Here is a 25,560-nt window from a genome sequence, read left to right as displayed (position 1 = left end):
TGCGGCCTGCGACGATGCCGTCATGACCGACCGGCCGACGTACGAGTTCGACGCGCCCCTGTGGCGGTGGGACGCCCGCAAGACGGACTCGTGGGTGTTCGTGAGCCTGCCGACCGACGTCGCGGACGACGTGCTCGAGGTGTCGTCGGGCGTGACGCGCGGGTTCGGGTCGGTGCGGGTCGAGGTCACGCTCGGCGGGTCCGTCTGGCGCACGTCCGTGTTCCCCGACGACAAGGCGAAGACCTATGTCCTGCCGCTCAAGAAGGCGGTCCGTCGGGCGGAGTCGTGCGACGTCGGCGACACCGTGCGGCTGCGGGTCGCGCTGGTGGACGTCGGGAGCGACTGACCGCCAGCGGCGTCAGCGGGACGGCCGCGTGAAGTCGACCTCGCCCGTCACGGCCGACCCGGGGGAGCCGTCCGGCTGCTGCGGCACGACGTCGAACCGCAGCGACTCGAACCGCAGCGTGATCGTGTCGACCGGCAGGAAGTCCTCGGCGGTCACGGCGTAGCCCGAGACGACGACGTCCTGCAGGCGCCATCGCAGGAACGGCCGTCCACCGTTCTCCCCGGCCTGCACCACCTCGAGCTCCGCGACGTCGAAGCGCTCGTTGCGCGCGCACGCGACCATGAGCCGCGGCGAGGCGACGCTGACGTCGGCGGTGACGACCAGCGGGCTCGCGGTGACGCGACCGGACACGGCGGCGTGCCCTCCGGCGCCGGCCCCGGAGGTCTCGGACCAGGTGAACGACCGCACCTCGATCCAGCCCTCGTGATGCCGGTCGGTGGAGCCGCCCTGGACCGACCCGATCCGCAGGTACGCGCGCGTGCTCATGGCACCCCTCCCGACGACGCCGTCACCGCCGAGTCTGCACCCGGCGAGGTGGGCGCGACGAGGCCCCGGGGCGTGCCACCCCGGGGCCTCGTGCGTGGTCGCGGTCGCGTCAGTCGACGGCGGCGGCGCCCACGTCGGGGTGGTCGGTGAAGAAGCCGTCCATGCCGGCGCGCAGGAAGGTGCGGATCTCGCCCTCCAGGTCGCCGTGCGCGTTCGGGTCGGTGCCGACGCGGAACTGCGTGGGCAGGAACTGGTTCTCGGCGCGGAACGTCCAGCCGTGGACCGTGAGACCGGCGCGGTGGGCGTCGCGGATCACGGGCGAGGGCGTGAGCAGCGCCCCCGACGCGTCGCGCGGGATCAGGACGTCCTTGCAGGCGCCGATGCCGTCGGCGTAGCGGGAGATCCCCTTGAGGCCCTCACGGGTGACGAGGTCGGCGTAGGTGCGGGTGTCGCCGGCGGCGACGAGGTCCCACGGGGCGCCGGAGCAGTTGATCAGCTGCGCGAGCGGGAGCCGCGTCCGTCCCGACAGCTCGCGGAGGTTCGCCGTCTCGAAGGACTGGATGATGACGGGGGCGCGTCGGCCGTCGAACCCGTTGGCGGCCAGCGTGGCGAGCAGCGGCTCCTCGAGCGAGAGGCCGAGGCCGTCGAAGTACGTCGGGTGCTTGGTCTCCGGGTAGACGCCGACGGGCTCACCGGAGCAGGTCCGCGAGCTGCGCGCGAGGTCGAGGACCTCGTCGAACGTCGGGACCTGGTACCTCCCGTCGAACGCGGTGTTGCCCGGGCGGACCGCGGGGATGCGCTCCTTGGCGCGCAGCGTGCGGAGCTCGGCGAGCGTGAAGTCCTCGGTGAACCAGCCGGTGAGGCTGATCCCGTCGATCGTCTTGGTGGTCCGGCGCGACGCGAACTCGGTCCGGGTCGCGACGTCCGTCGTGCCGCCGATCTCGTTCTCGTGCCGCGCGACGAGCACGCCGTCCTTGGTGCTCACCAGGTCGGGCTCGATGTAGTCGGCGCACTGCAGGATCGCGGTCTCGTACGACGCGAGCGTGTGCTCGGGGCGGTAGCCCGACGCGCCGCGGTGGCCGACGACGAGCGTGTCGTCGGGGCGGGCCAGGCGCGCGCCGCGCAGGTCGACGACCACCATCTCGGTCGCGTCGGGGGTGCCCGGGACGCGGGCGGCGTTGCCGGGGTAGTTGTTGTCGTTCGCGAGCAGCAGCCGGTCGCGTCCGAGGGGGACGATCGTCTCGAACGACTGGACCGGGAAGGCGAACGTCTCGCCGGTGCCGTAGCCGCCGCCGGTGCTGACGCCGCGCGGGTCGGCGATCTTCAGGGCGTCGAGCACGAGCGTCTTGCGCACGAAGCCGTCGCGGTCGGCCTTCGACAGGTCGACCTCGTAGACCCGCTTGATGACGGACGCGGCGCCGTCGAAGTCGTCGCGCTCGATCAGCCACAGCCGGTCCTTGCCGACCCACTGCGCGTCGCCGATGACGTTCGACTCGGCGTCGGTCTGGTACTGCCACGTGCGGCCGGTGTACTGCTGCGTGCGCGTGTCGAACTCGTAGACCCAGCGGCGGCGCTTGTCGGCGTCGTCGGTGAACGCGCCCTCCACGACCGGGTACAGGCGACGGCCGTCGGACGACGCGGCGAGCGCCTCGAACCCGCGGCTGCTCGCGACGCGCGGCGTCTCACCGGGCGCGAGGTACGGGTTGGCGGGCGACTTGCCGTCGGGGAACGGCACGGGCGCGGACAGCAGGACGCCGTCGGCGCTGAAGTGCAGCAGGAACGGCCCGAACTCCTCGCCGACCCACAGCGTGCCGTCCTTCGCGCGCTGCACGGACTCGACGTCGAAGTCCGCGCCGGTGAGCAGGCGGTCGGGGCGGGTCAGCGGGAAGTCGATGCGGTGGTCGGGATCCTGGAAGGAGATGTGCCGGCCGACCTGGATCTGGCCGGACCGCCAGTCGGGCGTCACCAGGTACATCCGGAGCAGGAAGTCGGCGGAGTTCGACTTGCTGCCGAACCCGTTGTCCGGCAGCCCCCAGAACGTGCCGTCGCCGTTGTCGAGGGCACCCGAGAAGCCGGGGATCACCTGACCGGCGAACGGGCCGGTGCGGCCGTTCGCGGGCGTGACGGCCGCACCCGACGGCGGGCCGTCGGCGAGGAAGTCCGCGGAGAGAGTGGCGCGGGAGACGAGGGCGGGACCGCGGTCCGCCGACGGGCCGTGGCCCGGGGACCCGCCTGCGGCGGCGGGGAGCGAGGCGGCGACCGTTCCGCCCAGCGCGGCGGAGACGGCGACGAGAGCGAGCGCGACAGCGCGACGGGTTCGCATGACGCCAGTCGACCGCGTCCGGTTGGCCCCCGCATGTCCGGTCGGCCGACGTCGTGTGACCGCGCGGGGAACACCCAGGTCGCGCCTAGGATCCGCAGCATGGACGCCGTCGAGGTCGCCCACCGCCGCCTCCACCGCCAGCACCTGTCCGGACCGCCGCTGCCCGACCCCGTGGCGGTGGTCCGCCACCTCGGTGCGTCGCAGGCGCAGGAGGTGCCGATGTCGCGGTGGTCGCTCGGCATGCGCAGCGGCGCCGACGACGCGACCGTCCTCGCGGCGCTCGACGACGGGCGCATCGTCCGCACGCACGCGCTGCGCGCCACCTGGCACTACCTCGCCGCCGAGGACCTGCGGTGGGTGCAGGCGCTGACCGGCCCGCGCGTGCAGCAGGTCAACCGGTCCGTCGAGCGGCAGGTCGGGATCGACGAGGAGGCGGTCGCGCGCACGCACCGGGCTGTCACCGCGGCGCTGCGCGGCGGTGCGCACCTGACCCGGGCGGAGCTCGGCGACGCCCTCGCGCGCGCCGGCGTCGAGGCGTCCGGTCTGCGGCTGGCCTACCTGCTCATGCGCCTCGAGCTCGACGCCGTGATCGCGAGCGGCGCGGTGCGCGGCGCGCAGCAGACGTACGCGCTGGTCGACGGGCGCGTCGCCGAGGGCCCCGACCTGCGCGGCGACGACGCGCTCGCGGAGCTCACCCGGCGGTTCTTCACCGGGCACGGGCCGGCGGCGGAGAAGGACCTGGCGTGGTGGGCGACGCTCACCCTCACGCAGGTCCGGCGCGGGATCGCGCTGTGCGTGGGCGAGCTCGTCGAGGACGAGGTCGGCGGGGTGCGGCTGTGGTCCGCGCCCGGGCCCGCGCCCGTCCCGGACCCGTCGCCGACCGCGCACGTGCTGCAGGGGTACGACGAGTACGGCGTCGCGTACACGGCGAGCCGGTTCGTGACGAACGTCGCCGGGCTCAGCATCGCGCCGCCCGGCTCGAACATGGTCATCGCGCCGCTGCTGGTCGACGGGCAGGTCGTCGGCTGGTGGCGACGTGTCGTCGCGCGGGACGGGGTGGTCGCGCAGCCGCGCCTGGCGCGTCCGCTGACCGATGCCGAACGCGTCGCCGTCGAGTCGGCGTTCGCCTCGTACGCGCACTTCGCCGACCTGCCGGTGCGCGTCGACTGGGACGCCTGAACCCGGGAGCGGCGCACGCCTGCGCGGGCGGTCCACCACCGCCGTGGCTACCGTCGAACGGGTCGGTCGCCGCCCGTGCGACCCACGGAGGAGGACGCATGGACGTCGCCGACCTGCTCGTCGAGGCCCTGGGCCGCGTCGGACCCGTGCTGCACGGGGCCGTCGACGGGCTGCCGCCCGAGGCGCTCACGTACCGGCCCGACCCGGGTGCGAACTCGATCGCGTGGCTCGTGTGGCACGCCGCGCGTGGACAGGACGCGCAGATCGCGTACGTCGCGGGCGTCGAGCAGGTGTGGACGGCGCGCGGCTGGGCGGAGCGGTTCGGCCTGCCGTTCACCGCCCGGGCGACCGGCTACGGGCAGTCGCCCGACGACGTGGCCGCGGTCGACGTGCCCGCCGACCTGCTGCTCGGCTACTACGAGGAGGTCGCCGCGCAGACCGTCGCCTACCTCGAGCGGCTGCAGCCGGGCGACCTCGACCAGGTCGTCGACGAGTCGTGGGACCCGCCCGTGACGCTCGGCGTCCGGCTCGTCAGCATCGTCGACGACGACGTCCAGCACGCCGGCCAGGCCGCGTACGTGCGCGGCCTGTGGGAGCGCCGCACCGACGCCTGACGGCGGGTGAGATCCGCGCGCGCACCTTCCCGCGCCACCCGTCGTCGCCCTAGCGTGACGAGCAGGTCCGACGACGAGGCACCCGCAGCGGGGAGGCGTGCCGTGGACGCACCGGTGAGCCGCGACGACCTCCTCGTCGTCGACGGGCTCGACGTCGCGACCGGCACGTACCTGACCCCGCCGACCCGGCTCGGCGACCTCGCGGCCGCGCTGCGGGAGGCGCCCGTGCCCGGCGGTGGCGACCAGCGGCGGCTGCAGCGGCGGAGCCAGGCCGACGAGCGGCACCTCGGCGTCACCGTCGGCTTCGACGCGGAGGACCTGGCGTCGGTCGGCTGGGCGGTCGTCACCGCTGCCGGCGTCGACGCTGCGGTGCTCGCGGCGCTCGAGCCGCTGCTGGCCCGGCGCCGGCAGCAGGCGGGCGACCGGTTCCGGCACCTCGTCGTCGAGGACGGGGAGGACGCCGACACGTTCCTCGTGCGGTACGGCGCGACGCCCACGGTCGTCGACCCGCGCGTCGTGCCGTACTACCTGCTGCTGGTCGGCGGGCCGCAGGCGCTGCCCTTCGACCTGCAGTACCAGCTCGGCGTCGCGTACGCGGTCGGCCGCCTGGACCTGCCCGACGCCTCCGCGTACGCCGCGTACGCGGCGTCCGTGCTGGCCGCGGAGGACCGCGACGCGGCGGCCGCCCCCGCGTCGCGCGGCGGACGCTCCGCCCGCCTGTTCGGCCCCCGCAACCCCGACGACACCGCGACCGACCTCAGCAGCCGGCTGCTGCTCGCGCCGCTGCTCGACGAGGTCGGCCGCTCGGCGTCCGCGTGGTCGGTCGCCGCGGACGCGGGCGAGCCCGCGACGAAGGAGCGGCTGCGCACGCTGCTGCACGCGCCCGACGGTCCCGACGTGCTGTTCACCGCGAGCCACGGCCTCGGCGGACCGCAGGCGACCGCGCTGGGCCTGGGCGGCGCGCTCGTGTGCCAGGACTGGCCCGGGCCCGTGCAGCAGCGCGGACCGCTCTCGCCCGCCCAGTACCTCGCCGCGACGGACGTCGACGCCGCCGCACCCGTCCGGCCCCGCGTCGTCCTCGCGTTCGCGTGCTACGGCGCGGGCACGCCCCGGTACAGCGACTACCCGGCCGGGCCGGGCGCGACGCTCGTCGAGATCGCCGCACAGGACGCGACGGCCCCGCTGCCCGCCCGCCTGCTCGGCCACCCCGCGGGCGGCGCGCTCGCGTTCGTCGGGCACGTCGACCGCACGTGGTCGTGCGCGTTCCTGTGGCACGGCACGACCGCGCAGACGGGAGCGTTCCGCGGCGCGCTGCTCGGCCTGCTCGACGGGATGCGCGTGGGCCACGCGCTCGAGGAGCTGACCTCGCGGTACGCGTCGCTCGCGACCCTGCTCACGGCGCGGCTCGACGCGTCCGAGCGGCTCGGCAAGCCGTTCCCCGACGCCGACCTCGTCGCGCTGTGGACCGCGGTGCACGACGCGCGCGGGCTCGTCGTCCTCGGCGACCCGGCCGTGCGCGCGGCACCCCCCGGGTCCGGCGGGCTCGTCCCGCTCTGAGCGACCTGCGGCGGCAGGCCCGGCCGACAGGCGGCCCGCTCAGTCCAGCCGCACGAGCCTCGACTCGACCCGGTCGAGCAGGCCGCGGTCGTCCAGCGGCACCTCGACGACCTGCCCGCCCCACAGCGTCACGACCACGTCGCCGCCGCGCCCGGGCAGCGTCGCCACGTCGAGCCACGTGTTCGCGGGGATCTCCCGGACCACCCGACCGCGCCGGGCGTCCACGACGTCGATGCCGCGCTCGCCGGTCGCGACGACGAGCCCGTCGTGCGTGAAGGCGAGGGTCTGCGGTCGCAGGTGCGGCAGCGGGGTGCTCCACATCAGGCGGCCGGTCGCGCGGTCGAAGAGCGCGAGCACACCGCTCTGCGTGCTGACCGCGACCTGACGCGCGCCCGAGCCGACCGCGACGTCGGACGGCACGTCGCCGTCGGCCATCGGCATGCGCAGCCGCACGGGCGCGCCCCCGCCCGTCGGGAGGATCGCGCCGACGTCCACGACCGACGTCGCCGCGGCGGGCTCGGCCGTGCTCGTGAACGCGACCACGGCCGCCGACCCGTCCGGCAGGAGCTCGACGTGCCCGGCGTCCGCCGACGGCTGGAGGGCGCCGACCAGCGTCCCGTCCGCGACGTCGACGAGCCGCACCTCTCCGGCGACGACGAGCGCGAGCAGGTCGCCCGCGACGCTCGCGTCCTCGGCGTACGGCTCGTCGGGCGGCGACGTGACCTCGCGCAGCATCGCGCCCGTCGACGTGTCCCACACGCGCACGACGTCGGGCGTGAGGGTCACGACGCGCCCCGCGGTCTCGTCGGCGTCGATCGCCCACGGCGTGTCGGACGTCGTGACGGGTGTCGCCTCCGCGAGCCCGTCCGCGTCGCTGCGGACCACGGTGCCGTCGGCCCGCACCGAGTAGGCCACGCCGTCCGACACGTCGACGGCGCGCGCGTCGCCCGCGTCCTGCAGCTGCCACAACGACGTGCGCCCGTCGGAGGCCAGCACGAGCGCCTGCCGCGGCGTCGTCTCGTCGGGCAGCGCGCCGCTGACGCCCGTGCCGGGCAGCACCGCCGACCCGTCCTCGGCGCCCGTCGCGACGTCGTACCGCTGCACCGCACCCCACGACGCGGTCGCGAGCACGCTCGTCAGGTCGCGGGCGAACACGAACCCCGACATCGCCGGGTCCGTCACCGTGCTCACCTTGGCGGCCGACGCGACGTCCCAGACGACCGCACCGGAGTCGCCCGACGTGCCGAGCGTCGCCGCGTCGGGCCCGAACCGGAGCTGCTGCACGGCCTCCCCGACCTCGAGGGTCTGGCTGACGTGGCCGGCCGCGACGTCCCAGACGTGCACGGTGCCGGAGTCGTCACCGGTCGCGAGCGTCCGGCCGTCGGCGCTGAACGCGGCCGTGAGCGGCCACGCCGTCTCGGCGTCGGCGTCGCCGGCTGCGGCCGGGCCGGCGTCGAACAGGCGGTGGCGGTCGGCCCGACGGCCGCCGTCGACCGTCCACACCGTGGCCTGCGTGTCGGGTCCCAGGGTGGCGACCGTCCGGCCGTCGGGAGCCACGACGACCGTGTGCGCGCCGGCCTGTCCCGCCCAACGCGTCGTCGAGCCGTCGTCGCGGTCCCACGCGACGACCGTGCCGTCCGCGAGGTTCGCGACGACGACGGACCCGTCGGCGCTCACGTCGGCCGACACCGGCACCTCGCCGTCGAGGATGGTGGCGACGCGCTCGAACGTGGTCCGCCCGGCGTCGTCGAGCAGGCGCCCCCAGACGGTCACCGCGGAGTCCACGGTGACGACCGTGGAGCCGTCGAGCGACTCGGCGAGGACGTCCACCGGTCCGTCGGTGTCGAGCACCGCGACGACGGGGGTCGACGTCGCGGCCAGGTGCAGGAGGTCGCGCGAGTTCGTCCGCAGCGGCTGGTCGTCCTCGAGGTCGTCGCGTCCGACGTCGATCGCGGCCCGCGCCGACCGCTCGGTGTCCTGGTCGAGGTCGGCGAGCGCGGTGAACAGCGTGCGCTCACGGGTCTCGTCGACGGTCGCGCTGCTCAGGAGGCGCTGCGTCTGGCCGTACAGCCCGACGGCGGCGACCAGCAGCACCGCGAGCGCGAGGACGAGCACACGCATCCAGAGCCGGCGACGCCGGTCACGCCTCCGGTCGGCCTCGAGCGCCTGCGACGCCTCGAGGAACTCGCGCTCGTGCGGCTGCAGCGGGCGGCGGCGGGTCGCGACGTCGGCGGCCGCGGACGCGAGGTGCGAGCCGGTCAGCAGGAGGCGGCGCTGGCGCCCGTTCTCGTCCCACAGCGCGGCGGCCTGCTCGAAGCCCGTGAGGTGCTGCGCGCGCCAGCGGGCGTTGCTGCGCCGGACGGGCTCGATGAACCGGTCGTGCGACAGCTCGTACCAGGTGGCCTGGCGTCGGGTCTCGGGGCGGATGAGGTGCTCGAGCTCGCGCAGGATCGGCGCGTCGGCCTCGGCGGTGCCGAGCGGCCCCTCCAGGACCTGCCCGCGCAGACCCTGCGGCGTGATGAGCCGCCGCTCGAACCAGTCCCGGATGACGTCCTCGCGCACGTCGGTGACGCGGGCCGCCTCGGCGACGCGCAGGTCGTAGTAGTCGGCGAGCGCCTGCTCGACGGACCCGCCGGCGACGCCGTCGGCCGTCGTGATCTCGGTGCTGCCGGGGTCGCGGCGCGCCCAGATGGTGGTGCACGCGAGCTGGAGCTGGACGGGCTCGACGTACGCGCCGAGGACGTCGACCGTGCCGTCGAGGCGCTGCGCACGCACCTGGCGCAGGTCGTCGACGAGCGCGTGCGCCGCCTCGGCGCGGAACTCGACGCCCGCGTCCTGCGCGGGCCGCACGACGGCGTCGAACGCCTCGTCGGCGGTGAGCAGGTCGAGCCGGTAGCGCGTGCGCAGCCGGGTCGGGACCGCGCGCAGGTACGGCTCGAGCGCGGCGAGGTGGTCCTCGCGGATCGCGAACAGGGCCCACAGCCGGTGCGCGCGCAGTGCCTCGCCGACCTGCGCGAAGAACTCGCGCTTGGCGTCCTCGTCGGTCGGGTCGAGGCTGAGGACCTCCTCGAACTGGTCGAAGACGAGCACCTCGTTGCCGGGGACGCCGTCCTGGTCGGGCCGCTGCTCGAGGTACTCGGCGAGCGTCATGTCGCGCAGCCGGTCGAGCGGCACCTGCTGCTTCTCCGGCACGTCGGACTCGAGCGACATGAGGGTGCTCATGAGGTACCGGTTGCGCGGCGGCGGTTGCATGGTCGCGACGTGCGGCGTGTTGACGCGCACGACGGGCAGCACCTCGAGGCCCTCGCGGTTCAGCTCGGGGATCAGGGCGGCGTTGATGAGCGACGACTTGCCCGCGCCGGAGGGGGAGTAGAGCAGCACGATGCGCTCGGCGACGACGAGGTTGAAGAGCGTGTCGAGCGCGACGGCGCGTCCGTAGAGGTGCTGCCCCGCCCGGAAGGACTGCGGCCCGACGTACGGGTTGCCGGTCTGCACGTCGGGCAGGACGCCCGTCACCGCGACCCCCACTGGTCGTGCAGCTCCTTGACGAACCGCTCGGTGCTGCCCCAGTAGAGGCTGACGCGCGCGCCGTCACGGAAGTAGCCCTCGAGGTACGCGCGGGCACGGGCCGGGTCGCTCGTCGAGCCCTCCTCGGGGTCGACCTGCACCGCGACGTGCGTGTGGTCGTTGGCGGACTTGCCCTCGTAGTTCATGACGCTGCGGTACAGGACGCGGAAGTCCCACTCGTCGAGGCGGAAGCCGACGAACATGAGCGCGGTGCGGGTGAGCGCACCGCGCACGTGCCGGGGGACCAGCTCGCGGTTCTGCGTGACGCCGATGAGGTAGTCGAAGTAGTCGTCCTCGGTCAGCACGAGCGACTCGGGCACCTCCATGAGCCCGAGCAGGTGGTAGACGAGCGGCCGCTGCACGCTGGGCCGGTACCCGGGCTCGCGCTCGTACACCGACTCGGGCCACTCGATGTCGTCGTTCCAGCGGCACAGCTCGACCTCGGGATGCTTGCCCGCGGCCTCGAGCGCGTTGGCGAGCAGCCGCGTGGGCTGCGTCGTGATGTAGACGGGTGCGGTGAGGTCGGCGAGCACCGAGTACGGCTCGATCGCGCCGCGGTCGCGCAGGGCGTGCCAGCCCGCCGCGAGCACGTCCTCGATGGGCGGGCGGCCCGTGCGCAGCGGCTCGGGGATCTCGTCGCCGAACCGCTCGAGGACCGTGCGGCGCACGTGCTGCTCGAGCTCGGACCGCGGGAACGACCGGCTCTGGTTGATCGCGAGGTACTGCGCGACCTGCGGGAGGCTCTCGCGGTTGTGCGGAGCCATCGGGAACCGGTAGCGGTTCGCCCACGCCCGCGCGACCTCCTGCCGCGACCCGAGCAGGAGGTCGCTGATCCCGGGCCCGATGATCGGGGTGCACTTCTCGTCCTCGATGTCGCGCACGACCGACGGCCACTTCTCGAACAGGCCCTGCGAGCCGCCCGAGTCGTACCACATGCGTCCGCTGCGCAGCCGCATGAACAGCGTCGGGACCCACCAGTCGTACCGGTCGCGCACCGCCGCCCGCCCCACGGCGCACGCGCGGTCGACCAGCCCGTCGCTGTCGAGGCTGCGGAAGAACGCCGACGCGAACGTGCCCGCCGTCGCCATCGTCACGTCGCCCTGCATCGCGACGACCGCGGGCACGCCCGCCGCCGCGAGCCGCGGGCCCAGGGCGGCCAGGACGCCGGCGTCGTCGGAGCGCGCGTCCTCGCCCTCGCCCGCGCTGCGGCACGACGCGAGGAAGACCAGGCCCGGCGTGCGGGACAGCTCGCCGAGCTGCTGCACGAGGTCGCTGCCGAGCATCGGTGCGCCGGCGCCGTCGTCGTCGACGAGCAGCAGCACGGGCTCGTGGTGCTGGAGGTAGCCGTGGCAGACCAGGTAGACGACGTCGTACCCGCGCCGGAGCTCCGCGACGAGGTTCGCGGCGGTCGGCGCGGCCTGCCCGGGCAGGACCGTGACGGCCAGGTCGCCGAGCGCTGCCCGCGCGCGCTCGAGCTCGGCGTCGACGTCGACCGGGGCGAGCGCGCCCCGGCCCTGCGGGGCGTACTCTCCGACGTCCGTGGGCGACGCGACGACGACGAGCGCGCGCAGGTCGCCGCGCGACCGCGGCCGCACCGGACGCCAGTCGCGGCTGCCGAGGAAGCGCGAGAACAGCACGTTCTCGTCGGTGAGGAGCGTCCGGTCGTCGTCGGGGTCGCGCAGCGTCTCCCACCGCACGCCGTGCAGCGCCGCGGCCTCGGGCGCCGGGTCGACCACGAGCCGCACCCGCAGGCGCACCCCGTTGCTCGACGCCGTCTGCACCGCCTGCCGGAACGCGGCGCCGAACCCGCCGCCGAACAGCCCCTTGCCGAGCGCGCGACCGTACTCGGTCGGGTCGAGGTCGCGCAGCGCGTCGGGGTCGATGTGCGCGACGAAGCCCGCGCTGTCCCCGTCGAGTCGCGCGTCCGCGTCGCTGCGCGGCAGCGTGAGCGCCGGCCAGATGCCGTAGGTGACGTCGTCCTTGCGGTACAGCTGGATCTCGAGATCGGCGTACTCGTCCATCACGGGCCCCCGCGCGGCCAGGTGGTCGGGCCCGGCGACCCCGCCCCCATGAGGGGCGCCGGCGTTCACCCTCGAAGGTGCTCCGCGCGCGGGCGCAGATACCGGGCACCGGTGCCACGATCGACGCGTGGTCCCGGCCGTGACGCGGGAGGGGGAGCCGGATGGCGCGTGTGGCGCGGCACCTCGTCGTGCACGGGTTCGTGCAGGGCGTGGGCTACCGGTGGAGCGCGGCGCGAGAGGCCGCGCGGCTCGGCGTCGCCGGGTGGGTGCGGAACCGGTCCGACGGGGCCGTCGAGGCGGTCGTCGAGGGCGACGCGGACGCGGTCGACGCGTTCGTCGGCTGGGCGCGTCAGGGGCCGCGCGGGGCGTCCGTCTCGTCGGTCGACGTGACGGACGAGGCGCCCGGGGACCGGGTGTCGTTCGAGATCGAGCCCTGACCGTCCCGCGCGAGCACGGGCGGACGCGTTCCGGGGCCGGGCATCACGACGGCACCCGGTCCCGGTCGGGCGTCAGGGCACCAGGTGCGGCGTGGGCTCCTCGGCCATCGCGCGGAGCAGCTCGATCACGACGGCGGCCGAGCGGTCCGCGGCGTCGTCGACGTGCGTGAGGAAGTCGTCGTTCGCGACCGGCCCGCACAGGTCGGAGATGCCGCGCACCGACAGGAACGGCACGCCGTACAGGTGGCTCGTGTGCGCGAGCGCCGCGGACTCCATGTCGGTCGCGAGCGCGCCCGGGAAGGCCGACCGGATCGCGTCGACGCGCGAGGCGTCGATGAACGCGTCGCCCGACAGCACGGTGCCGGACAGCACGCGCAGGTCGACGGTCGCGGCGGTGGCGGCGTCGTGCAGCGCGTGCTCGGCGGCGTAGACCTCGGGCATGCCGGGGACCTGGCCGAGCTCGTAGCCGAACGCGCGCGCGTCGGCGCCGGAGTAGACGTACTGCGACCCCACGACGACGTCCCCGACGCGCACCTCGACGCCGACCCCGCCGGCGCTGCCCGCGCTCACGAGGGCGCGGGGATGCGTCGCGTTGATCGCGACGGCGGCCGCGGTCGCGGCGTTGACGAGTCCGATGCCGCTGACCACGAGCAGGACCTGCCGCCCAGCGAGCGTGAGCATCCGGTGCTGCGCGTGGCCCACGCGCGTGACCGGCCCGACGAAGTCGGCGCGCGCGACGAACGGCGCCGCCTCGTCGGCCATGGCCGTCACGACGACGGCGTCGACGGCGATCACGCGGTCACCGTGCTCCAGCCGGCGCGCTCCGCGAGGAACGTGCGCGCGGCCTCCTGCGCACCTTCGAGCGTGTGGTTCGCGCCCCAGCCGCACTGCACCTCGTTGGCAGCGGGCACCTCGGTCGCCTCCACCACGTCCTCGAGCGTCGACTGCACGAGCCCGAGCACGTCGTCGTAGTCCCACTCGCCCTGGAGGATCAGGTAGAAGCCGGTCTGGCAGCCCATCGGCGAGAAGTCGATGACGCGGTCGGAGTGGTTGCGCGAGTGCTCGGCGAACAGGTGCTCGAGCGAGTGCACGGCCGGCATCTCGAGGTGCCCCTTGTTGGGCTGCGTGAAGCGCACGTCGTACTTCTGGATCACGTCACCCGCGGGCAGGACCTTCTGGTCGGCGAGGCGCACGTAGGGCGCGGCGACGGTGCGGTGGTCGAGGTTGAACGACTCGACGTTCATACGAGGCTGGTTCACGGCACGCTTCCTGTCGGACGATCCGGGGACACCATTGTCAACCGTCCGGGCACCGTGCTGCTTCCGGCGGTCGCGGGCGTCCCGCGTCGTGGACGCCCGCGACCGCACCGGGTCAGGACGACACGTCGGCCGTCGTGAAGCGCGCCCACGCGAGCGACGCGAACACCGCGACCCACGCGGCCTGCACCCCGAGACCGCCGAGCACCACGCCCCAGTCGGGGGAGATGCGCAGCAGCTCGGCGAAGTCGAGCCAGTGGTGCGTGAGCAGGCCCGGCCGGATCGCGTCGAGCGCGGGGAGGGTGTCGAGCACCCCGGACACGATCGCGACGACGACCGTCGCCGCCATCGCCCCGACCGGGACCTCCGTGAGCGTCGAGAAGAACAGCCCGACCGCGACGAGCCCGGTCATGGACAGCCCGACGAACGCGACGATGCCTGCGACGCGCAGCGCACCCGCCGCGAGCGGCACGGTGTCGCCCGAGAGGAGCACGACGTCCCGCAGCCCGAACAGCAGCGCGCCCGCGACGAGCCCGACGACCGCGATCGCCAGCACCGCGGCCGCGACGAACGCGAGCGCGCCGATCGCCTTGACGACCAGCAGGCGGCTGCGCCCGACGGGCGTGACGAGCAGGTAGCGCAGCGTGCCGGTCGACGCCTCGCCGGCGATCGCGTCGCCCGACGCGATGCCGACCGTGAGCGGCAGGAGGAACGGCAGGCAGACGAAGACCGACGCGACGACGAGGAACAGCCCGTTCTCCGTGACGCGGCCGATGAAGCCCGGCCCCTCGCCGGCCATCGCGGTGTCGCGCGTGAAGAAGACGACGAGCCCGAGCAGCAGCGGGACCGCGCCGAGGCCGGTGAGCAGCACCAGGTTGCGGCGTCGGCCCAGCACGAGCCGCAGCTCGCTGCGCAGCAGGCGGCCGAACGCGCCGCGCACGGGACGCAGCGGCGGCGCGGCGGTCGCGACGGCCGCCGACGTGGTGGTGACGCCGGACGGTGCGGCGGTCGGTGCGGCGTCAGCGTGCGACATCGAAACCCTCCCCGGTCAGCTCGACGAAGATCTCCTCCAGGCTGGGGTGCCGCACCTCGAACCCGACGAGGTCGACGCCCGCGGCGACGAGCGCCGCCGACACGCGTTCGGGGGCGGTGTCGCCGAGCAGCGCGTCCACCTGCAGCCCGTCGACCGCGACCTCGTCGAGCCCGAGCGTGTCGAGCACACGCGCCGCAGTACCCGCGAGCCCGGTCGTCGTCGTGACCCGCAGCCGCGACGCCCCGCGCGCCACGAGCACGGACCGGTCGCCCTGCAGGACCATGCGCCCCGCGCGCATGATCCCGACGTGCGTGCACACCTGCTCGATCTCGGCGAGCAGGTGCGACGACACCAGCACGGTCGTCCCGGCGTCCGCGAGCTCGCGGACCAGGTGCCGCACCTCGCGCGTGCCCTGCGGGTCCAGGCCGTTCGTCGGCTCGTCGAGCACCAGCAGGTCGCGCGGGCGCAGGAGAGCGGCGGCCAGCCCGAGCCGCTGCTTCATGCCGAGCGAGTACTGGCGGTACCGCTTGTCGGCCGCGGCGCCGAGACCGACGCGGTCGAGCGCCTCCGCGGCGCGGCGGTCGGCGGTGCGCGGGTCGGCCGTCGCGTCCGCGGCCTCGAGCCGGGCCAGGTTGTCCCGGCCCGACAGGTACGGGTGGAACGCGGGACCCTCGACGAGCGCGCCCACGCGCGGCAGCACCGACGCCGACGCCTCGGGGACGGGCGCGTCGAGCAGCCACGCCGCGCCGGCCGTCGGGCGGACGAGGCCCAGCAGCATGCGGATCGTCGTCGTCTTGCCCGACCCGTTGGGCCCGAGGAACCCGTACACCGCCCCGCGCGGCACCCGCAGCGCGAGATCGTCGACCGCGACCTGCCCGCCGCGGAACCGCTTCGTCAGCCCCTCCGTGCGCACGGCCAGGGGCCCGGTGTCGTCACCGGACCCCTGACCGACCCGCGCGGGGTCGAGCACGGTCGTGCTCACGCCAGACCTTGCAGCGTCTCGGGCGACACCGCGCCGACCAGCACCCGGCCGTCGTCGGTGAGCAGGACGCTGAACAGGTCGGAGGTCACCACGCGCCCGCCCGGGACGGGCTTCGCGATCGAGTCGAGCAGCGCCGACGGGTCGATCTCGCCCATGTCCGCCTTGTCCGACGGGTCGCCGCCGAAGTCCTCGAGCAGCGCCTGCGCGCTGTCCGACCCGATCGTCGGCTCGTGCTCCTCGAGCTCGGCGAGCGCCTTCGGGTCGCCGGCCAGCGCGCCGGTCACGTCGACACCGCTGAGCTCGACGACCGTGTCCCAGCCCTCGCCGTGCACGGTGACGCCCTGCGGCAGCGCACCGTCGGTGTGCTCCTGCTCCGCGGCCGCGATCTCGGCCTCGGTCGGCAGCGGCACGACGACCTCGCGAACCTGCGCACCCGCGGGCGGCGAGAACGTGAGGACGGAGTCGGACGGGGTCGCGAAGGACACGTCGGTGAAGCCGACCTCGAGCGCGGGCTCGGTGTCGTCGGATGCGCTCCACACCTGCACGCGTAGGGGCGTCCACTCGGTCGCGTCGACCGCGACCACGACGCGCCCGACGAGCGTCGTCGTGCTCTTCGGCGTGACGACGAGCTGGTACGCGTCGCGCCCGGCCACCGTCGTCTGGCCGTCGACGGACACCGTCGAGAGCTCCTGGGCGTGGGCGAGGGCCTGCTCGGCGGCGTCCTGCGGAGTCGGCAGGTCGCCCTTCACGGCGGGACCCTCGGTCGCGAGCTTCTCGAGCGTCGCGGCGTCGGCCGGGTCGACCGTGTAGTGCACGACCTCGTCGTCGTCGCTCGAGTACGTCCACGCCTCGTCTCCGTCGTGCACGACCGAGTACTCGGACGCAGCTCCGAGCAGCGCGACACGCGACCGCTGCTCGCCGTCGGACCACAGGCGCAGCGTCGACGAGCCGGACATGAGGTTCACGGGGTCGGCGCTCGCGCCGCCCGGGCCGAACGGGATCGACGGCAGGCCGAGGCGTGCGGTGTAGACGACCGTGCCGGACAGGGCGGGGGCGTCCTTCTCGACGACCTTCGCGACGAGCTCCTCGGGCGTGACGGGCGGCAGTCCGTCGTCGCCCGCGCTCGCGAACAGCGGCGGGCCCATGACGGCGGCACCGACGGCGACGGCAGCCACGGCGGGCACCGCCCACCGGGCTCGGGGGGACAGGGACCGGCGTGCCGGGGCCGCCGGTTGCGGGGTGGGCTGTGTCTCGGTCATGAGACCACTGTGCGCCACGCCCCCTGTGGGCATCCTGAGACGCACTCCGTTCGCCGGGTGCCCCCCCGGCGTGCGGCGGGTGGCATGCTGCCGACGTGCGGGTACTCGTGGTGGACGACGAGCGCGGGCTGACGAGCGCGCTGCACCGCGGCCTGTCGGCGGAGGGCTTCGCGGTGGACGTCGCGCACGACGGCGAGACCGGCCTTCAGATGGCCCTCGACCACGAGTACGACGCGATCGTGCTCGACATCATGCTGCCGCGCCGCAACGGCTACGACGTCGTGACGGCGCTGCGCGCGCAGGACGTCTTCACGCCCGTGCTGCTGCTGTCGGCGAAGGACGGCGAGTACGACGTGGCCGACGGGCTCGACGTGGGCGCCGACGACTACCTGACGAAGCCGTTCGCGTTCGTCGTCCTCGTCGCCCGGCTCCGCGCGCTGCTGCGCCGCCCGCCGCAGGTGCGGCCCGCGGTGCTGACCGTCGGGGACCTGGTGCTGGACCCGTCGGCCCGGACCGTGACGCGCGGCGGTGAGGAGGTCGTCCTCACGGTGCGCGAGCTCGCGCTGCTCGAGTACCTCATGCGGCACGCCGACCGCGTCGTCGGCAAGGTCGAGCTCCGCGACCACGTGTGGGAGGGGACCGGCGAGGACGTCAACGTCGTCGAGGTCTACGTCGGCTACCTGCGCCGCAAGCTCGGCCGCGACACGGTCGCGACGGTCCGCGGTGCCGGGTACCGCGTGGCCGGCTGACGCCGTGGCGCGCCGACGGGTCTGGCGCGGGTCGCTGCGGCTGCGGCTGACCGCGCTCACCGCCGGGCTGCTCATGGTGACGCTCGCCGTCGGGGCGGTCGTGCTCACGTCCGTGCTGTCCGCGGGCCGGGTCTCCGCGCTCGACGAGACCGTGCGCGACCGCGTCGACACCGTGGCCGAGCTCGCCGACGCCGACCGCGTCCCCGACCCGCTGCCCGTCGCCGAGCGCGGGGAGATCGCGCAGCTCCTCGACGCCGACGGGCGCGTGCTCGCGTCGTCGGCGAACGCGTCCAGGACGCTGCCCGTCCTGCCCGCCGACACCCTGGCGGCGCTGCGCCCGCACGGTGGCGAGGTGATCGTCTCCACCACGACCGACAGCGGCTACGACCCCGACGCACGCGTCGCGCTGCGCAACGCGACCTACCGCGGCGAGCCGGTCGTGGCCGTCGCGACCGTGCCGCTCGACGAGGTCCGCGGGCTGGTCGGTGCCCTGCGCCTCGCGCTCGTCGTCGTCGTGCCCGTCCTCACCGCGCTGCTCGCCGCGACGATCTGGGCCGTCATCGGCCGCGCGCTGCGCCCCGTCGACGAGCTGCGCCGCGCCGCCGCCGACGTCGCCCGCACCGGCGGCTCCGGCTCGCTCCCGGTGCCGCCCGTCGACGACGAGCTCGCCGCGCTGGCCCGCACGCTCAACGACATGCTCGACCGCCTGGAGACCAGCGCCGCCCGGCAGCGGTCCTTCGTCGCCGACGCCGCGCACGAGCTCCGGTCCCCGCTCGCGTCGCTGCGCGCGACCCTCGACGTCGCGCGCGCCCACCCCGACGCGTACCCGCAGACCGAGGTCGTCGCGGACGCCGAGCGCGAGGCCGCGCGCATGCAGTCGCTCGTCGACGACCTGCTGCTCCTCGCCCGCGTCGGGTCCGCACCGCTGCGTACCGAGGACGTCGACCTGGCCGCGCTCGTGGCCGACGTGGTCGACGGCGAGACCGGCGCGTCGTCGACGGTCGCCGTCGAGGTGCACGGTGCCGGGCACGCGCGCTGCGACGCCGTCGCGACCGGCCGGGTCGTGCGCAACCTCGTCGGCAACGCGTTGCGGCACGCCGCGTCGCGCGTCGTCGTGACCGTCGCCGACGGGTCGGTCGTCGTCGAGGACGACGGCACGGGCGTCCCGGCCGGCGACCGCGAGCGCGTCTTCGAGCGGTTCGTCCGCCTCGACGACGCCCGCGAGCGCGAGGCGGGCGGCAGCGGCCTGGGACTCGCCATCGCCCGCGAGATGGCCCGCGAGCAGGGCGGGGACGTCGTGCTGGCCGACGCGACCCTCGGCGGCCTGCGCGCCGAGGTGCGGCTGCCGGGCTGACGCAACGGTGCCCAGGGCTCGGCGGCGCGCGACGGGACGGGCCCGGACCGGACGGGGGTCGGCTTCCGCGTCCGGTCCGGGGGCGTGGGGTCAGACGCGGGTCGGGACCGCGTCGTCGGCGGGCGACGGCTGCTGCGGGAGCAGGGCGGCGGTCTCGTCGTCCGGGCCGACCTCCTCGCGGGCGACCGGCTCGGCGTCACGCGGCGCCTCGGGCTCGGCCGGCGCTACGTGCGACTCGATGCGCATCCCGTAGAAGGACCGGTGCACGAAGTACGTCGAGGCGAGGAAGAACACCCCCGCGAGCACGAGCACGAGCGCGTGACGCCCCTGCCCGGACAGCTGCACGGCGAGGTCGACGGCCAGGAGCCCGAAGAGCGTCGTGAACTTGATGACCGGGTTGAGCGCGACGGACGACGTGTCCTTGAACGGGTCGCCGACCGTGTCGCCGACGACGGTCGCATCGTGCAGCGGGGTGCCGTTGGCGTGCAGCTCGGTCTCGACGATCTTCTTCGCGTTGTCCCAGGCGCCGCCCGCGTTGGCCATGAAGATCGCCTGGTAGAGGCCGAACAGCGCGATCGACACGAGGTAGCCGACGAACAGGTACGGCTCGACGAACGCGAACGCGAGGGTCGCGAAGAACACCCCGAGGAACATGGTGAGCATGCCGCGCTGCGCGTACTGGGTGCAGATCTCGACGACCCGGCGCGAGTCGGCCTCGCTGGCTGCGGCCGTGCCGTTGAGGCGGATGTGCGTGCGGATGAACTCGACGGCCCGGTAGGCGCCGGTCGTGACGGCCTGGGTCGAGGCACCGGTGAACCAGTAGATGACCGAGCCGCCCGCGACGAGGCCGAGCAGGAAGGGCGGGTGCAGCAGCGACAGGTTCTCGAGACCGGTCGTCAAGCCCTCGGTGAGGCCCATGATGATCGAGAAGATCATGGTGGTGGCGCCGACGACGGCGGTGCCGATGAGCACGGGCTTGGCGGTCGCCTTGAACGTGTTGCCCGCGCCGTCGTTCTCCTCCAGCAGCTGCTTGGCGTGCTCCCACGCGGGCGCGCCGCCGAGGTCCTCGACCAGTGCGTCCTCGTCGGCCTGCTCGATCCCCGACAGCTCGTAGACGCTCTGCGCGTTGTCGGTCACGGGACCGTAGGAGTCGACCGCGATCGTCACGGGTCCCATCCCGAGGAACCCGAACGCGACGAGCCCGAACGCGAACACCGCGGGCGCGTGCATGACGTCGGCGAGCCCGAGCTCGCTCACCAGGTAGGCGGCGCCCATGAGCACGACGATCGCCATGCCGAGCCAGTAGGCGGAGAAGTTGCCCGCGACCAGACCGGACAGGATGTTGAGCGACGGCCCGCCCTCGCGCGACGATGCGACGACTTCGCGCGTGTGCCGGCTGCCGGTGCTGGTGAACACCTTGACGAGCTCGGGGATGAGCGCACCCGCCAGGGTCCCGCAGGAGATGATCGTCGCGAGCTTCCACCACAGGCCGGGCGTGCCGTCGGCGAGCACGAGCCACGTCGTCGCGAAGGTCGCGGCGATGCAGACGGCCGACGTCAGCCACACCAGCGACGTGAGCGGCTTCTCGAAGTCCATGCGCTCGGCGCTCGCGTAGCGGCGCGACGCCCACAGGTCGTTGACGGTGTACGAGACGCCCGACGCGGCGATCATCACCGCGCGCACGACGAAGATCCAGACGAGGAGCGCAGCCTGGACGCCGGGGTCGGGGACGCCGAGCAGCACGAACGTCACGAGCGCGACGCCCGTGACGCCGTAGGTCTCGAACCCGTCCGCGCTCGGGCCGACGGAGTCGCCCGCGTTGTCGCCCGTGCAGTCGGCGATGACGCCGGGGTTGCGGGCGTCGTCCTCCTTGATCTTGAACGCGATCTTCATGAGGTCGGAGCCGATGTCGGCGATCTTGGTGAAGATGCCGCCGGCGATCCGCAGCGCCGCGGCGCCGAGCGACTCGCCGACCGCGAACCCGATGAAGCACGCGCCGGCGAGGTCGCCGGGCAGGAACAGCAGGATGACCAGCATGATCGCGAGCTCGAGGCTGATGAGCACCATGCCGATCGCCATGCCGGACCGCAGCGGGATCCGGTGCAGCGGCAACGCACGTCCGCGGAGCGCGGCGAACGCCGTCCGGGAGTTCGCGTAGGTGTTGACGCGGATGCCGAACCACGCGACCGAGTACGACCCCGCCATGCCGACGAGGCTGAACGCGATGACGACGGCGACGCGTCCCCAGTCGAACCCGACGAGCACGCGGTAGTAGACGACGATCACCGCGGCGATGAAGCCCCACAGCACGAGCAGGAACCGGCCCTGCTGCACGAGGTAGGCCTTGCAGGTCGTGTAGATGAGCTCGGACACCGCGCGCATCGACCCGTGCACGGGCAGCCGCTTGAGCTGTGCGACGACGGTCACCCCGAACGCGAGCCCGAGCGCGCACACGACGAGCCCGACGCCGAGCCAGACCCGCCCGGGCAGGCCCGCGATCGTGACGGACGACAGGTCCGGGAGCGTGAGACCGGCCTCGCCGCCGTGCGGCGCTCCGTCGGAGGTGCCGGTGGACGTGGTGCTGGCGCAGCCGGACAGGAGGGCGACGACGGCGGCGAGGGCGAGCCAGCCGGCGGTGGTCGTGGCGGTGCGGGTGCGACCGGCGGTGCGAGCCGGGGGAGGGGTGTGTCGTGCGGCGGGACGGGCGACGGGACAGGTGGTGGTCGCGCTCGCGCGCGACGGCGTTGTGGACACGGTCTTCCTCGGCTCGTGCGGAAACCCTTTGCTCGTTCTTCGAACGTAGAGCGGCGGGTCTTGGCGCACGTGTGACCTCAGTCCCGGGCGCTCGCCCGTGCGGGGGAGCCGCCCCCGGTTCGCCCGGCGTGTCGGACGTGACACGCCGTCGCTGCAGGTCAGCGCGTGGGCGCGGCCGTCCAGTGCGTGGGACGGCGCACGCGTCCGGGCAGTCGCGTCGTCGCGTCGCCGCGCGCCGCGGCCGCCTGCGGACCGGTGACGAAGAGGGCGTCGGACAGGTCGGCGCCGCGCAGGTCCGCACCACGCAGGTCCGCGCCGACGAGGTCCGCGAGACGCAGGTCCGCACCCCGCAGGTCGGCTCCCATGAGCCACGCGCCGCGCAGGTCCACGGTGCGCAGGTCCGCGCCGCCCATCCGTGCACCGACCAGGTCGGCCCGTCTCCGGTCGCGTCGCCGTCCGGGCAGCGACCGGCGCGCCGCACCGCGCACCGCCGCGCTGACACGGCCCAGCACGTCGACGACGGACGCGTGCAGGTCGTCGACGTCGCTCCGCGCGGGTGCGTCCGGTGCCGCGTCGGCCACCGCGGTGACGCGGGCGAGCGCAGCCCGGGCCTCGTCCCGCAGCGCGGCGTCGACGGGGCGGTCCACCGCGTCGACGAGGTACCACGCGAGCTCGTGCAGCCGCCGCTGCACCCCGAAGGCCGCGAACATCGGCCCCGCGACGTCCGGGCCGTCGCGCCAGTCCCGCCCCTCGAACGCCGCCGTCACGTGCTGCCCGGCGCCGAAGCAGTCGAACACCGTGCACCCGGCGAACCCGCGCTCGCGCAGCTGCGCGTGGACGCCGCACCGCAGGTCGTCGCGCAGGTTGCGGCACGCCACGCCGCCGGGCTTGTCGAACGCGAAGTCCGCGGAACGCTGGAAGGGCAGGCCCACGCAGCAGAGCGCCGCACAGCGTGCGCAGTCGGCACGCAGGTCGAGGACCGTCCTGCCGTCGGGCGCCGCCGCCATGCCGTCACCTCCCGCCGTCCGACCGCGCGAGCCTACCCGCGGGCGTGCGGCGAGGACCCGGGCATGCATGCGGGCGGCACGACGCTCCGCCGCGGTGCGGCCGGACCGCCGCGGCCGCACGATGGAGGTCGGACCGACGACGCCGAAGGAGCCGCACCGTGCCCAAGACGAAGCGCAACGGCGACCCGATCCCCGACGAGCTGCCCAGCACGCTGCAGCGCTCGGGGGGCAAGGCCCAGCGGACGTTCGCGCACGCCCACGACGCCGCGCTCGAGCAGTACGGCGGCGACGAGGAGCGCGCGTACCGCGTCGCGTTCGCCGCGCTCAAGCACACGCACGAGAAGGTCGGCGACAGCTGGCGGCCCAAGGAGGAGTACGGGCCGTCCGACCCGCGGGCCGAGGAGGGCGGGCTCGACAGCGACGCACCGACGGCCGGCGGCGTCGACGCGAACGCGTCCAAGGCGCACCTCTACGACGTCGCGACCGAGCTCGAGGTGCGCGGACGCTCGCGCATGACCAAGGCCGAGCTCGTCGACGCCATCCAGCGCGAGAACGACCGCCGCTCGCGCGCCGCGCTGGGCTGACGGTGACGCGCTCGCCCCCGACGCCGTGCACCCGGACGGCCTCCGCACAAGGGTGGAGACGGACCAGTCCGACGGCTGACCTGCGCAAGGGCCGTGGCCTCTACGCTGGCTGCCATGTCCTCCGTCGTCGCCGCGCCGCCGACGCCCGACGTCTGGCTGCACCCGCGCTGGCGCGGGTGGTCGCGCGCGTGGCGGTACCTGCTGGCCGCGGGGCTGGGTGTCGCGCTGTGGATGGCGCAGGTCATCACGCTCGCGATGCCCGACGCGGTCGGCGAGACCGCGGCACGCCCGCCCGACGAGGTCGTCGGCGGCGCGATCCTGCTCGACCTCGCCCTGGGCGTCGTCACGCTCGCGCTCCTGCCGCTGCGCCGGCGCCACCCGCTCGCCGTCGCGGTGGCCGCGACCGCGGCGACCGCCGTCTCGGTGGTCGCCGTCGGGCCCGCGACGTTCGCGATCGTGTCCCTCGCGACGTGGCGGCGCGGCCGCTGGCTCGTCGTCGTCGGGCTCACGTGGCTCGCCGCGACCCTCTACTCGACGTTCGTCCACGTGCCGCGGGTGTGGTCGACGGACACCTCGCCCGTCACGCACCTCACCGACATCCTCATCGGCGTCCTCGTCCTCGCCGTGACCGTGGGCACCGGGCACGGCATCGCGACGCGGCGCGAGCTCGTCGCGTCGCTGCACGCCCGCGCGCAGGCCGCCGAGCGCGAGCGGGCGCTCGCCGCGGAGGTCGCGCGCGAGGCGGAGCGCACGCGGATCGCGCGCGAGATGCACGACGTCCTCGCGCACCGGATCTCGCTCGTCGCGCTGCACGCCGGTGCGCTCGCGTACCGGGACGACCTGTCGCGCGAGCAGGTCGTCGAGACGGCCGGCACGATCGCCGGGGCCGCGCACGCGGCGCTCGCCGAGCTGCGCGACGTGCTCGGCGTCCTGCGCGACCCGTCGCAGCCCGACGCCGTTGAGCGGCCGCAGCCGACGCTGCAGGAGATCCCCGCCCTCGTCGCGGAGGCCCGTGAGGCGGGCGCCGAGGTCGTCCTCGACACGGACGGCCTCGCACCCGAGGCCGCGCGCGACCTCGCCGCGTCGGTGTCCCGCACGGCCTTCCGCGTCGTGCAGGAGGCGCTCACGAACGCGCGCAAGCACGCGCCGCGTCAGCCGGTCGAGGTCGTGCTGGCGGGCGTGCCGGGCGGCGAGCTCGCCGTCGAGGTCCGCAACCGTGCGCTCCTCACCACGGGTGAGGGGCACCGGCCCGGGGTCGGGCTCGTCGGGCTCACCGAGCGCGCGACGCTCGCCGGTGGCGAGCTCGAGCACGGCTACCAGCCCGACGGCACCTTCGTGGTGCGCGCACGTCTGCCGTGGGCGGCATGACGGCCGCGGTCCGGGTCGTCGTGGTCGACGACGACCCGCTCGTGCGCACCGGTCTCGGGCTCATCCTCGGCGGCGCGCCCGACCTCGAGCTCGTGGGCGAGGCGGCCGACGGCCAGCAGGGCGTCGACGTGGTCGTCCGCACCGCGCCCGACGTCGTCCTGATGGACGTCCGGATGCCGCGCATGGACGGGCTGGCCGCGCACCGGCGGCTGCGCGACCTCGGCTCCCGCGCGCGCGTCATCGTCCTCACGACGTTCGACGCCGACGACCTCGTGCTCACCGCGCTGCGCCAGGGGGCGGCGGGGTTCCTGCTCAAGGACACCCCGCCGCCCGACCTGGTCGCGGCCGTCCGCCGCGTCGCGCAGGGCGAGCCCATGCTGTCGCCGAGCGTGACGTCGCAGCTCATCGCCGCCGTCACGGCGGCACCCGCAGGCGACCCGCCGCGCGAGCGGGCCCGCGCGCTCCTGGCGACGCTGACCGACCGCGAGCGCGAGGTCGCCGAGGCCGTCGGCGCCGGCATGTCGAACGCCGAGATCGCGCGGGCCCTGCACCTGGGCGTCGCGACCGTGAAGACGCACGTCGGGAACGTCCTCACCAAGCTCGACGCGACGAACCGGGTGCAGATCGCCCGCTGGGTGCACGAGGCGGGGGACGAGCGGGCCTGAGCGCGGGCGGCACGTGCCA

21 protein-coding genes are annotated in these 25,560 nt (G+C 74.8%); 10 read left to right on the top strand and 11 right to left on the bottom strand.

Going from position 1 to position 25,560, the window contains the following annotated elements; all coding sequences use genetic code 11:
• Positions 1-22 precede the first annotated feature (22 nt).
• The gene (locus tag OMK64_RS01185; protein WP_272726129.1) at positions 23-346 is read left to right on the top strand and encodes a DUF1905 domain-containing protein; all 324 of its coding nucleotides are present in this window, start codon (positions 23-25) and stop codon (positions 344-346) included.
• A gap of 12 nt (positions 347-358) precedes the next feature.
• Here OMK64_RS01185 and OMK64_RS01180 read toward each other — a convergent pair whose 3' ends face one another.
• Together OMK64_RS01180 and OMK64_RS01175 are read right to left on the bottom strand one after the other, a co-directional pair.
• Positions 359-832, bottom strand: coding sequence for an Hcp family type VI secretion system effector (locus OMK64_RS01180; protein ID WP_272726128.1), 474 nt, complete (start codon positions 830-832; stop codon positions 359-361).
• Between the two features lie 109 nt (positions 833-941).
• The gene (locus OMK64_RS01175; protein ID WP_272726127.1) at positions 942-3,155 is read right to left on the bottom strand and encodes an esterase-like activity of phytase family protein; all 2,214 of its coding nucleotides are present in this window, start codon (positions 3,153-3,155) and stop codon (positions 942-944) included.
• 99 nt (positions 3,156-3,254) lie between these two features.
• Here OMK64_RS01175 and OMK64_RS01170 point away from each other — a divergent pair, with 99 nt between their 5' ends.
• From OMK64_RS01170 to OMK64_RS01160, 3 genes are all read left to right on the top strand, one after another.
• Positions 3,255-4,334, top strand: coding sequence for a winged helix DNA-binding domain-containing protein (locus OMK64_RS01170; protein ID WP_272726126.1), 1,080 nt, complete (start codon positions 3,255-3,257; stop codon positions 4,332-4,334).
• 98 nt (positions 4,335-4,432) lie between these two features.
• A complete protein-coding gene (locus OMK64_RS01165; RefSeq protein WP_272726125.1) occupies positions 4,433-4,948 on the top strand; it encodes a mycothiol transferase in 516 nt (171 codons plus the stop codon).
• 114 nt (positions 4,949-5,062) lie between these two features.
• Entirely contained in the window at positions 5,063-6,505 is a 1,443-nt protein-coding gene (locus tag OMK64_RS01160; protein WP_272726124.1) for a hypothetical protein, read from the top strand.
• Positions 6,506-6,544: 39 nt separating this feature from the next.
• Here OMK64_RS01160 and OMK64_RS01155 read toward each other — a convergent pair whose 3' ends face one another.
• Together OMK64_RS01155 and OMK64_RS01150 are read right to left on the bottom strand one after the other, a co-directional pair.
• Complete coding sequence (locus tag OMK64_RS01155) at positions 6,545-10,033, bottom strand: WD40 repeat domain-containing protein (protein ID WP_272726123.1); 3,489 nt, start codon at positions 10,031-10,033, stop codon at positions 6,545-6,547.
• Entirely contained in the window at positions 10,018-12,093 is a 2,076-nt protein-coding gene (locus tag OMK64_RS01150; protein ID WP_272726122.1) for a CHAT domain-containing protein, read from the bottom strand. Before OMK64_RS01150 ends, OMK64_RS01155 begins: the two co-directional genes overlap by 16 nt.
• A 161-nt stretch (positions 12,094-12,254) precedes the next feature.
• Between OMK64_RS01150 and OMK64_RS01145 the strand changes: the two genes are divergently transcribed.
• Positions 12,255-12,530: an acylphosphatase gene (locus tag OMK64_RS01145; RefSeq protein ID WP_272726121.1), complete on the top strand. Its 276-nt coding sequence runs from the start codon at positions 12,255-12,257 to the stop codon at positions 12,528-12,530.
• 72 nt (positions 12,531-12,602) lie between these two features.
• Here OMK64_RS01145 and OMK64_RS01140 read toward each other — a convergent pair whose 3' ends face one another.
• The 5 genes from OMK64_RS01140 to OMK64_RS01120 form a co-directional block, all read right to left on the bottom strand.
• Positions 12,603-13,325 carry a 5'-methylthioadenosine/adenosylhomocysteine nucleosidase gene (locus OMK64_RS01140; RefSeq protein ID WP_272726120.1) on the bottom strand — a complete coding sequence of 241 codons (723 nt, stop codon included), beginning with the start codon at positions 13,323-13,325 and terminating at the stop codon, positions 12,603-12,605.
• Positions 13,322-13,774 carry an S-ribosylhomocysteine lyase gene (locus tag OMK64_RS01135; RefSeq protein WP_272726288.1) on the bottom strand — a complete coding sequence of 151 codons (453 nt, stop codon included), beginning with the start codon at positions 13,772-13,774 and terminating at the stop codon, positions 13,322-13,324. Before OMK64_RS01135 ends, OMK64_RS01140 begins: the two co-directional genes overlap by 4 nt.
• 127 nt (positions 13,775-13,901) lie before the next feature.
• Complete coding sequence (locus tag OMK64_RS01130; protein WP_272726119.1) at positions 13,902-14,819, bottom strand: ABC transporter permease; 918 nt, start codon at positions 14,817-14,819, stop codon at positions 13,902-13,904.
• On the bottom strand, positions 14,806-15,801 hold the full coding sequence (locus tag OMK64_RS01125) for an ABC transporter ATP-binding protein (protein WP_374694050.1): 996 nt from the start codon (positions 15,799-15,801) through the stop codon (positions 14,806-14,808). The genes OMK64_RS01130 and OMK64_RS01125 overlap by 14 nt, the downstream gene beginning before the upstream one ends.
• Positions 15,798-16,976 carry a LolA family protein gene (locus OMK64_RS01120; protein ID WP_272726118.1) on the bottom strand — a complete coding sequence of 393 codons (1,179 nt, stop codon included), beginning with the start codon at positions 16,974-16,976 and terminating at the stop codon, positions 15,798-15,800. The genes OMK64_RS01125 and OMK64_RS01120 overlap by 4 nt, the downstream gene beginning before the upstream one ends.
• A 179-nt stretch (positions 16,977-17,155) precedes the next feature.
• Between OMK64_RS01120 and OMK64_RS01115 the strand changes: the two genes are divergently transcribed.
• Together OMK64_RS01115 and OMK64_RS01110 are read left to right on the top strand one after the other, a co-directional pair.
• The gene (locus tag OMK64_RS01115) at positions 17,156-17,809 is read left to right on the top strand and encodes a response regulator transcription factor (RefSeq protein WP_272726117.1); all 654 of its coding nucleotides are present in this window, start codon (positions 17,156-17,158) and stop codon (positions 17,807-17,809) included.
• 4 nt (positions 17,810-17,813) lie between these two features.
• A complete protein-coding gene (locus OMK64_RS01110; protein WP_272726116.1) occupies positions 17,814-19,163 on the top strand; it encodes a sensor histidine kinase in 1,350 nt (449 codons plus the stop codon).
• Positions 19,164-19,253: 90 nt separating this feature from the next.
• On the opposite strand, the gene OMK64_RS01105 is transcribed toward OMK64_RS01110, so the two are convergent.
• Together OMK64_RS01105 and OMK64_RS01100 are read right to left on the bottom strand one after the other, a co-directional pair.
• Positions 19,254-21,917 carry a sodium-translocating pyrophosphatase gene (locus OMK64_RS01105; protein ID WP_272726115.1) on the bottom strand — a complete coding sequence of 888 codons (2,664 nt, stop codon included), beginning with the start codon at positions 21,915-21,917 and terminating at the stop codon, positions 19,254-19,256.
• 158 nt (positions 21,918-22,075) lie between these two features.
• Positions 22,076-22,924 carry a pentapeptide repeat-containing protein gene (locus OMK64_RS01100; protein WP_272726114.1) on the bottom strand — a complete coding sequence of 283 codons (849 nt, stop codon included), beginning with the start codon at positions 22,922-22,924 and terminating at the stop codon, positions 22,076-22,078.
• Positions 22,925-23,082: 158 nt separating this feature from the next.
• On the opposite strand from OMK64_RS01100, the gene OMK64_RS01095 reads away from it, so the two are divergent.
• The 3 genes from OMK64_RS01095 (at position 23,083) to OMK64_RS01085 (ending at position 25,541) form a co-directional block, all read left to right on the top strand.
• Positions 23,083-23,508: a ChaB family protein gene (locus tag OMK64_RS01095; RefSeq protein WP_272726113.1), complete on the top strand. Its 426-nt coding sequence runs from the start codon at positions 23,083-23,085 to the stop codon at positions 23,506-23,508.
• 114 nt (positions 23,509-23,622) lie between these two features.
• The gene (locus OMK64_RS01090; RefSeq protein ID WP_272726112.1) at positions 23,623-24,876 is read left to right on the top strand and encodes a sensor histidine kinase; all 1,254 of its coding nucleotides are present in this window, start codon (positions 23,623-23,625) and stop codon (positions 24,874-24,876) included.
• Complete coding sequence (locus tag OMK64_RS01085; protein ID WP_272726111.1) at positions 24,873-25,541, top strand: response regulator; 669 nt, start codon at positions 24,873-24,875, stop codon at positions 25,539-25,541. Before OMK64_RS01090 ends, OMK64_RS01085 begins: the two co-directional genes overlap by 4 nt.
• The last annotated feature ends 19 nt before the right edge of the window (positions 25,542-25,560 follow it).

Origin of the sequence: Cellulomonas fimi (genome assembly GCF_028527925.1) — a bacterium.
Taxonomy (GTDB): domain Bacteria; phylum Actinomycetota; class Actinomycetes; order Actinomycetales; family Cellulomonadaceae; genus Cellulomonas; species Cellulomonas fimi_C.
This window is presented reverse-complemented; position numbering and strand designations above follow the sequence as displayed.

Excerpts from the sequence above, each read along its gene's own strand:
- OMK64_RS01090 (WP_272726112.1), top strand. The coding sequence starts at position 23,623 with ATGTCCTCCGTCGTCGCCGCGCCGCCGACGCCCGACGTCTGGCTGCAC.
- OMK64_RS01175 (WP_272726127.1), bottom strand. The coding sequence starts at position 3,155 with ATGCGAACCCGTCGCGCTGTCGCGCTCGCTCTCGTCGCCGTCTCCGCC.
- OMK64_RS01145 (WP_272726121.1), top strand. The coding sequence starts at position 12,255 with ATGGCGCGTGTGGCGCGGCACCTCGTCGTGCACGGGTTCGTGCAGGGC.
- OMK64_RS01165 (WP_272726125.1), top strand. The coding sequence starts at position 4,433 with ATGGACGTCGCCGACCTGCTCGTCGAGGCCCTGGGCCGCGTCGGACCC.
- OMK64_RS01135 (WP_272726288.1), bottom strand. The coding sequence starts at position 13,774 with ATGAACGTCGAGTCGTTCAACCTCGACCACCGCACCGTCGCCGCGCCC.
- OMK64_RS01180 (WP_272726128.1), bottom strand. The coding sequence starts at position 832 with ATGAGCACGCGCGCGTACCTGCGGATCGGGTCGGTCCAGGGCGGCTCC.
- OMK64_RS01100 (WP_272726114.1), bottom strand. The coding sequence starts at position 22,924 with ATGGCGGCGGCGCCCGACGGCAGGACGGTCCTCGACCTGCGTGCCGAC.
- OMK64_RS01185 (WP_272726129.1), top strand. The coding sequence starts at position 23 with ATGACCGACCGGCCGACGTACGAGTTCGACGCGCCCCTGTGGCGGTGG.
- OMK64_RS01150 (WP_272726122.1), bottom strand. The coding sequence starts at position 12,093 with ATGGACGAGTACGCCGATCTCGAGATCCAGCTGTACCGCAAGGACGAC.
- OMK64_RS01085 (WP_272726111.1), top strand. The coding sequence starts at position 24,873 with ATGACGGCCGCGGTCCGGGTCGTCGTGGTCGACGACGACCCGCTCGTG.
- OMK64_RS01130 (WP_272726119.1), bottom strand. The coding sequence starts at position 14,819 with ATGTCGCACGCTGACGCCGCACCGACCGCCGCACCGTCCGGCGTCACC.
- OMK64_RS01170 (WP_272726126.1), top strand. The coding sequence starts at position 3,255 with ATGGACGCCGTCGAGGTCGCCCACCGCCGCCTCCACCGCCAGCACCTG.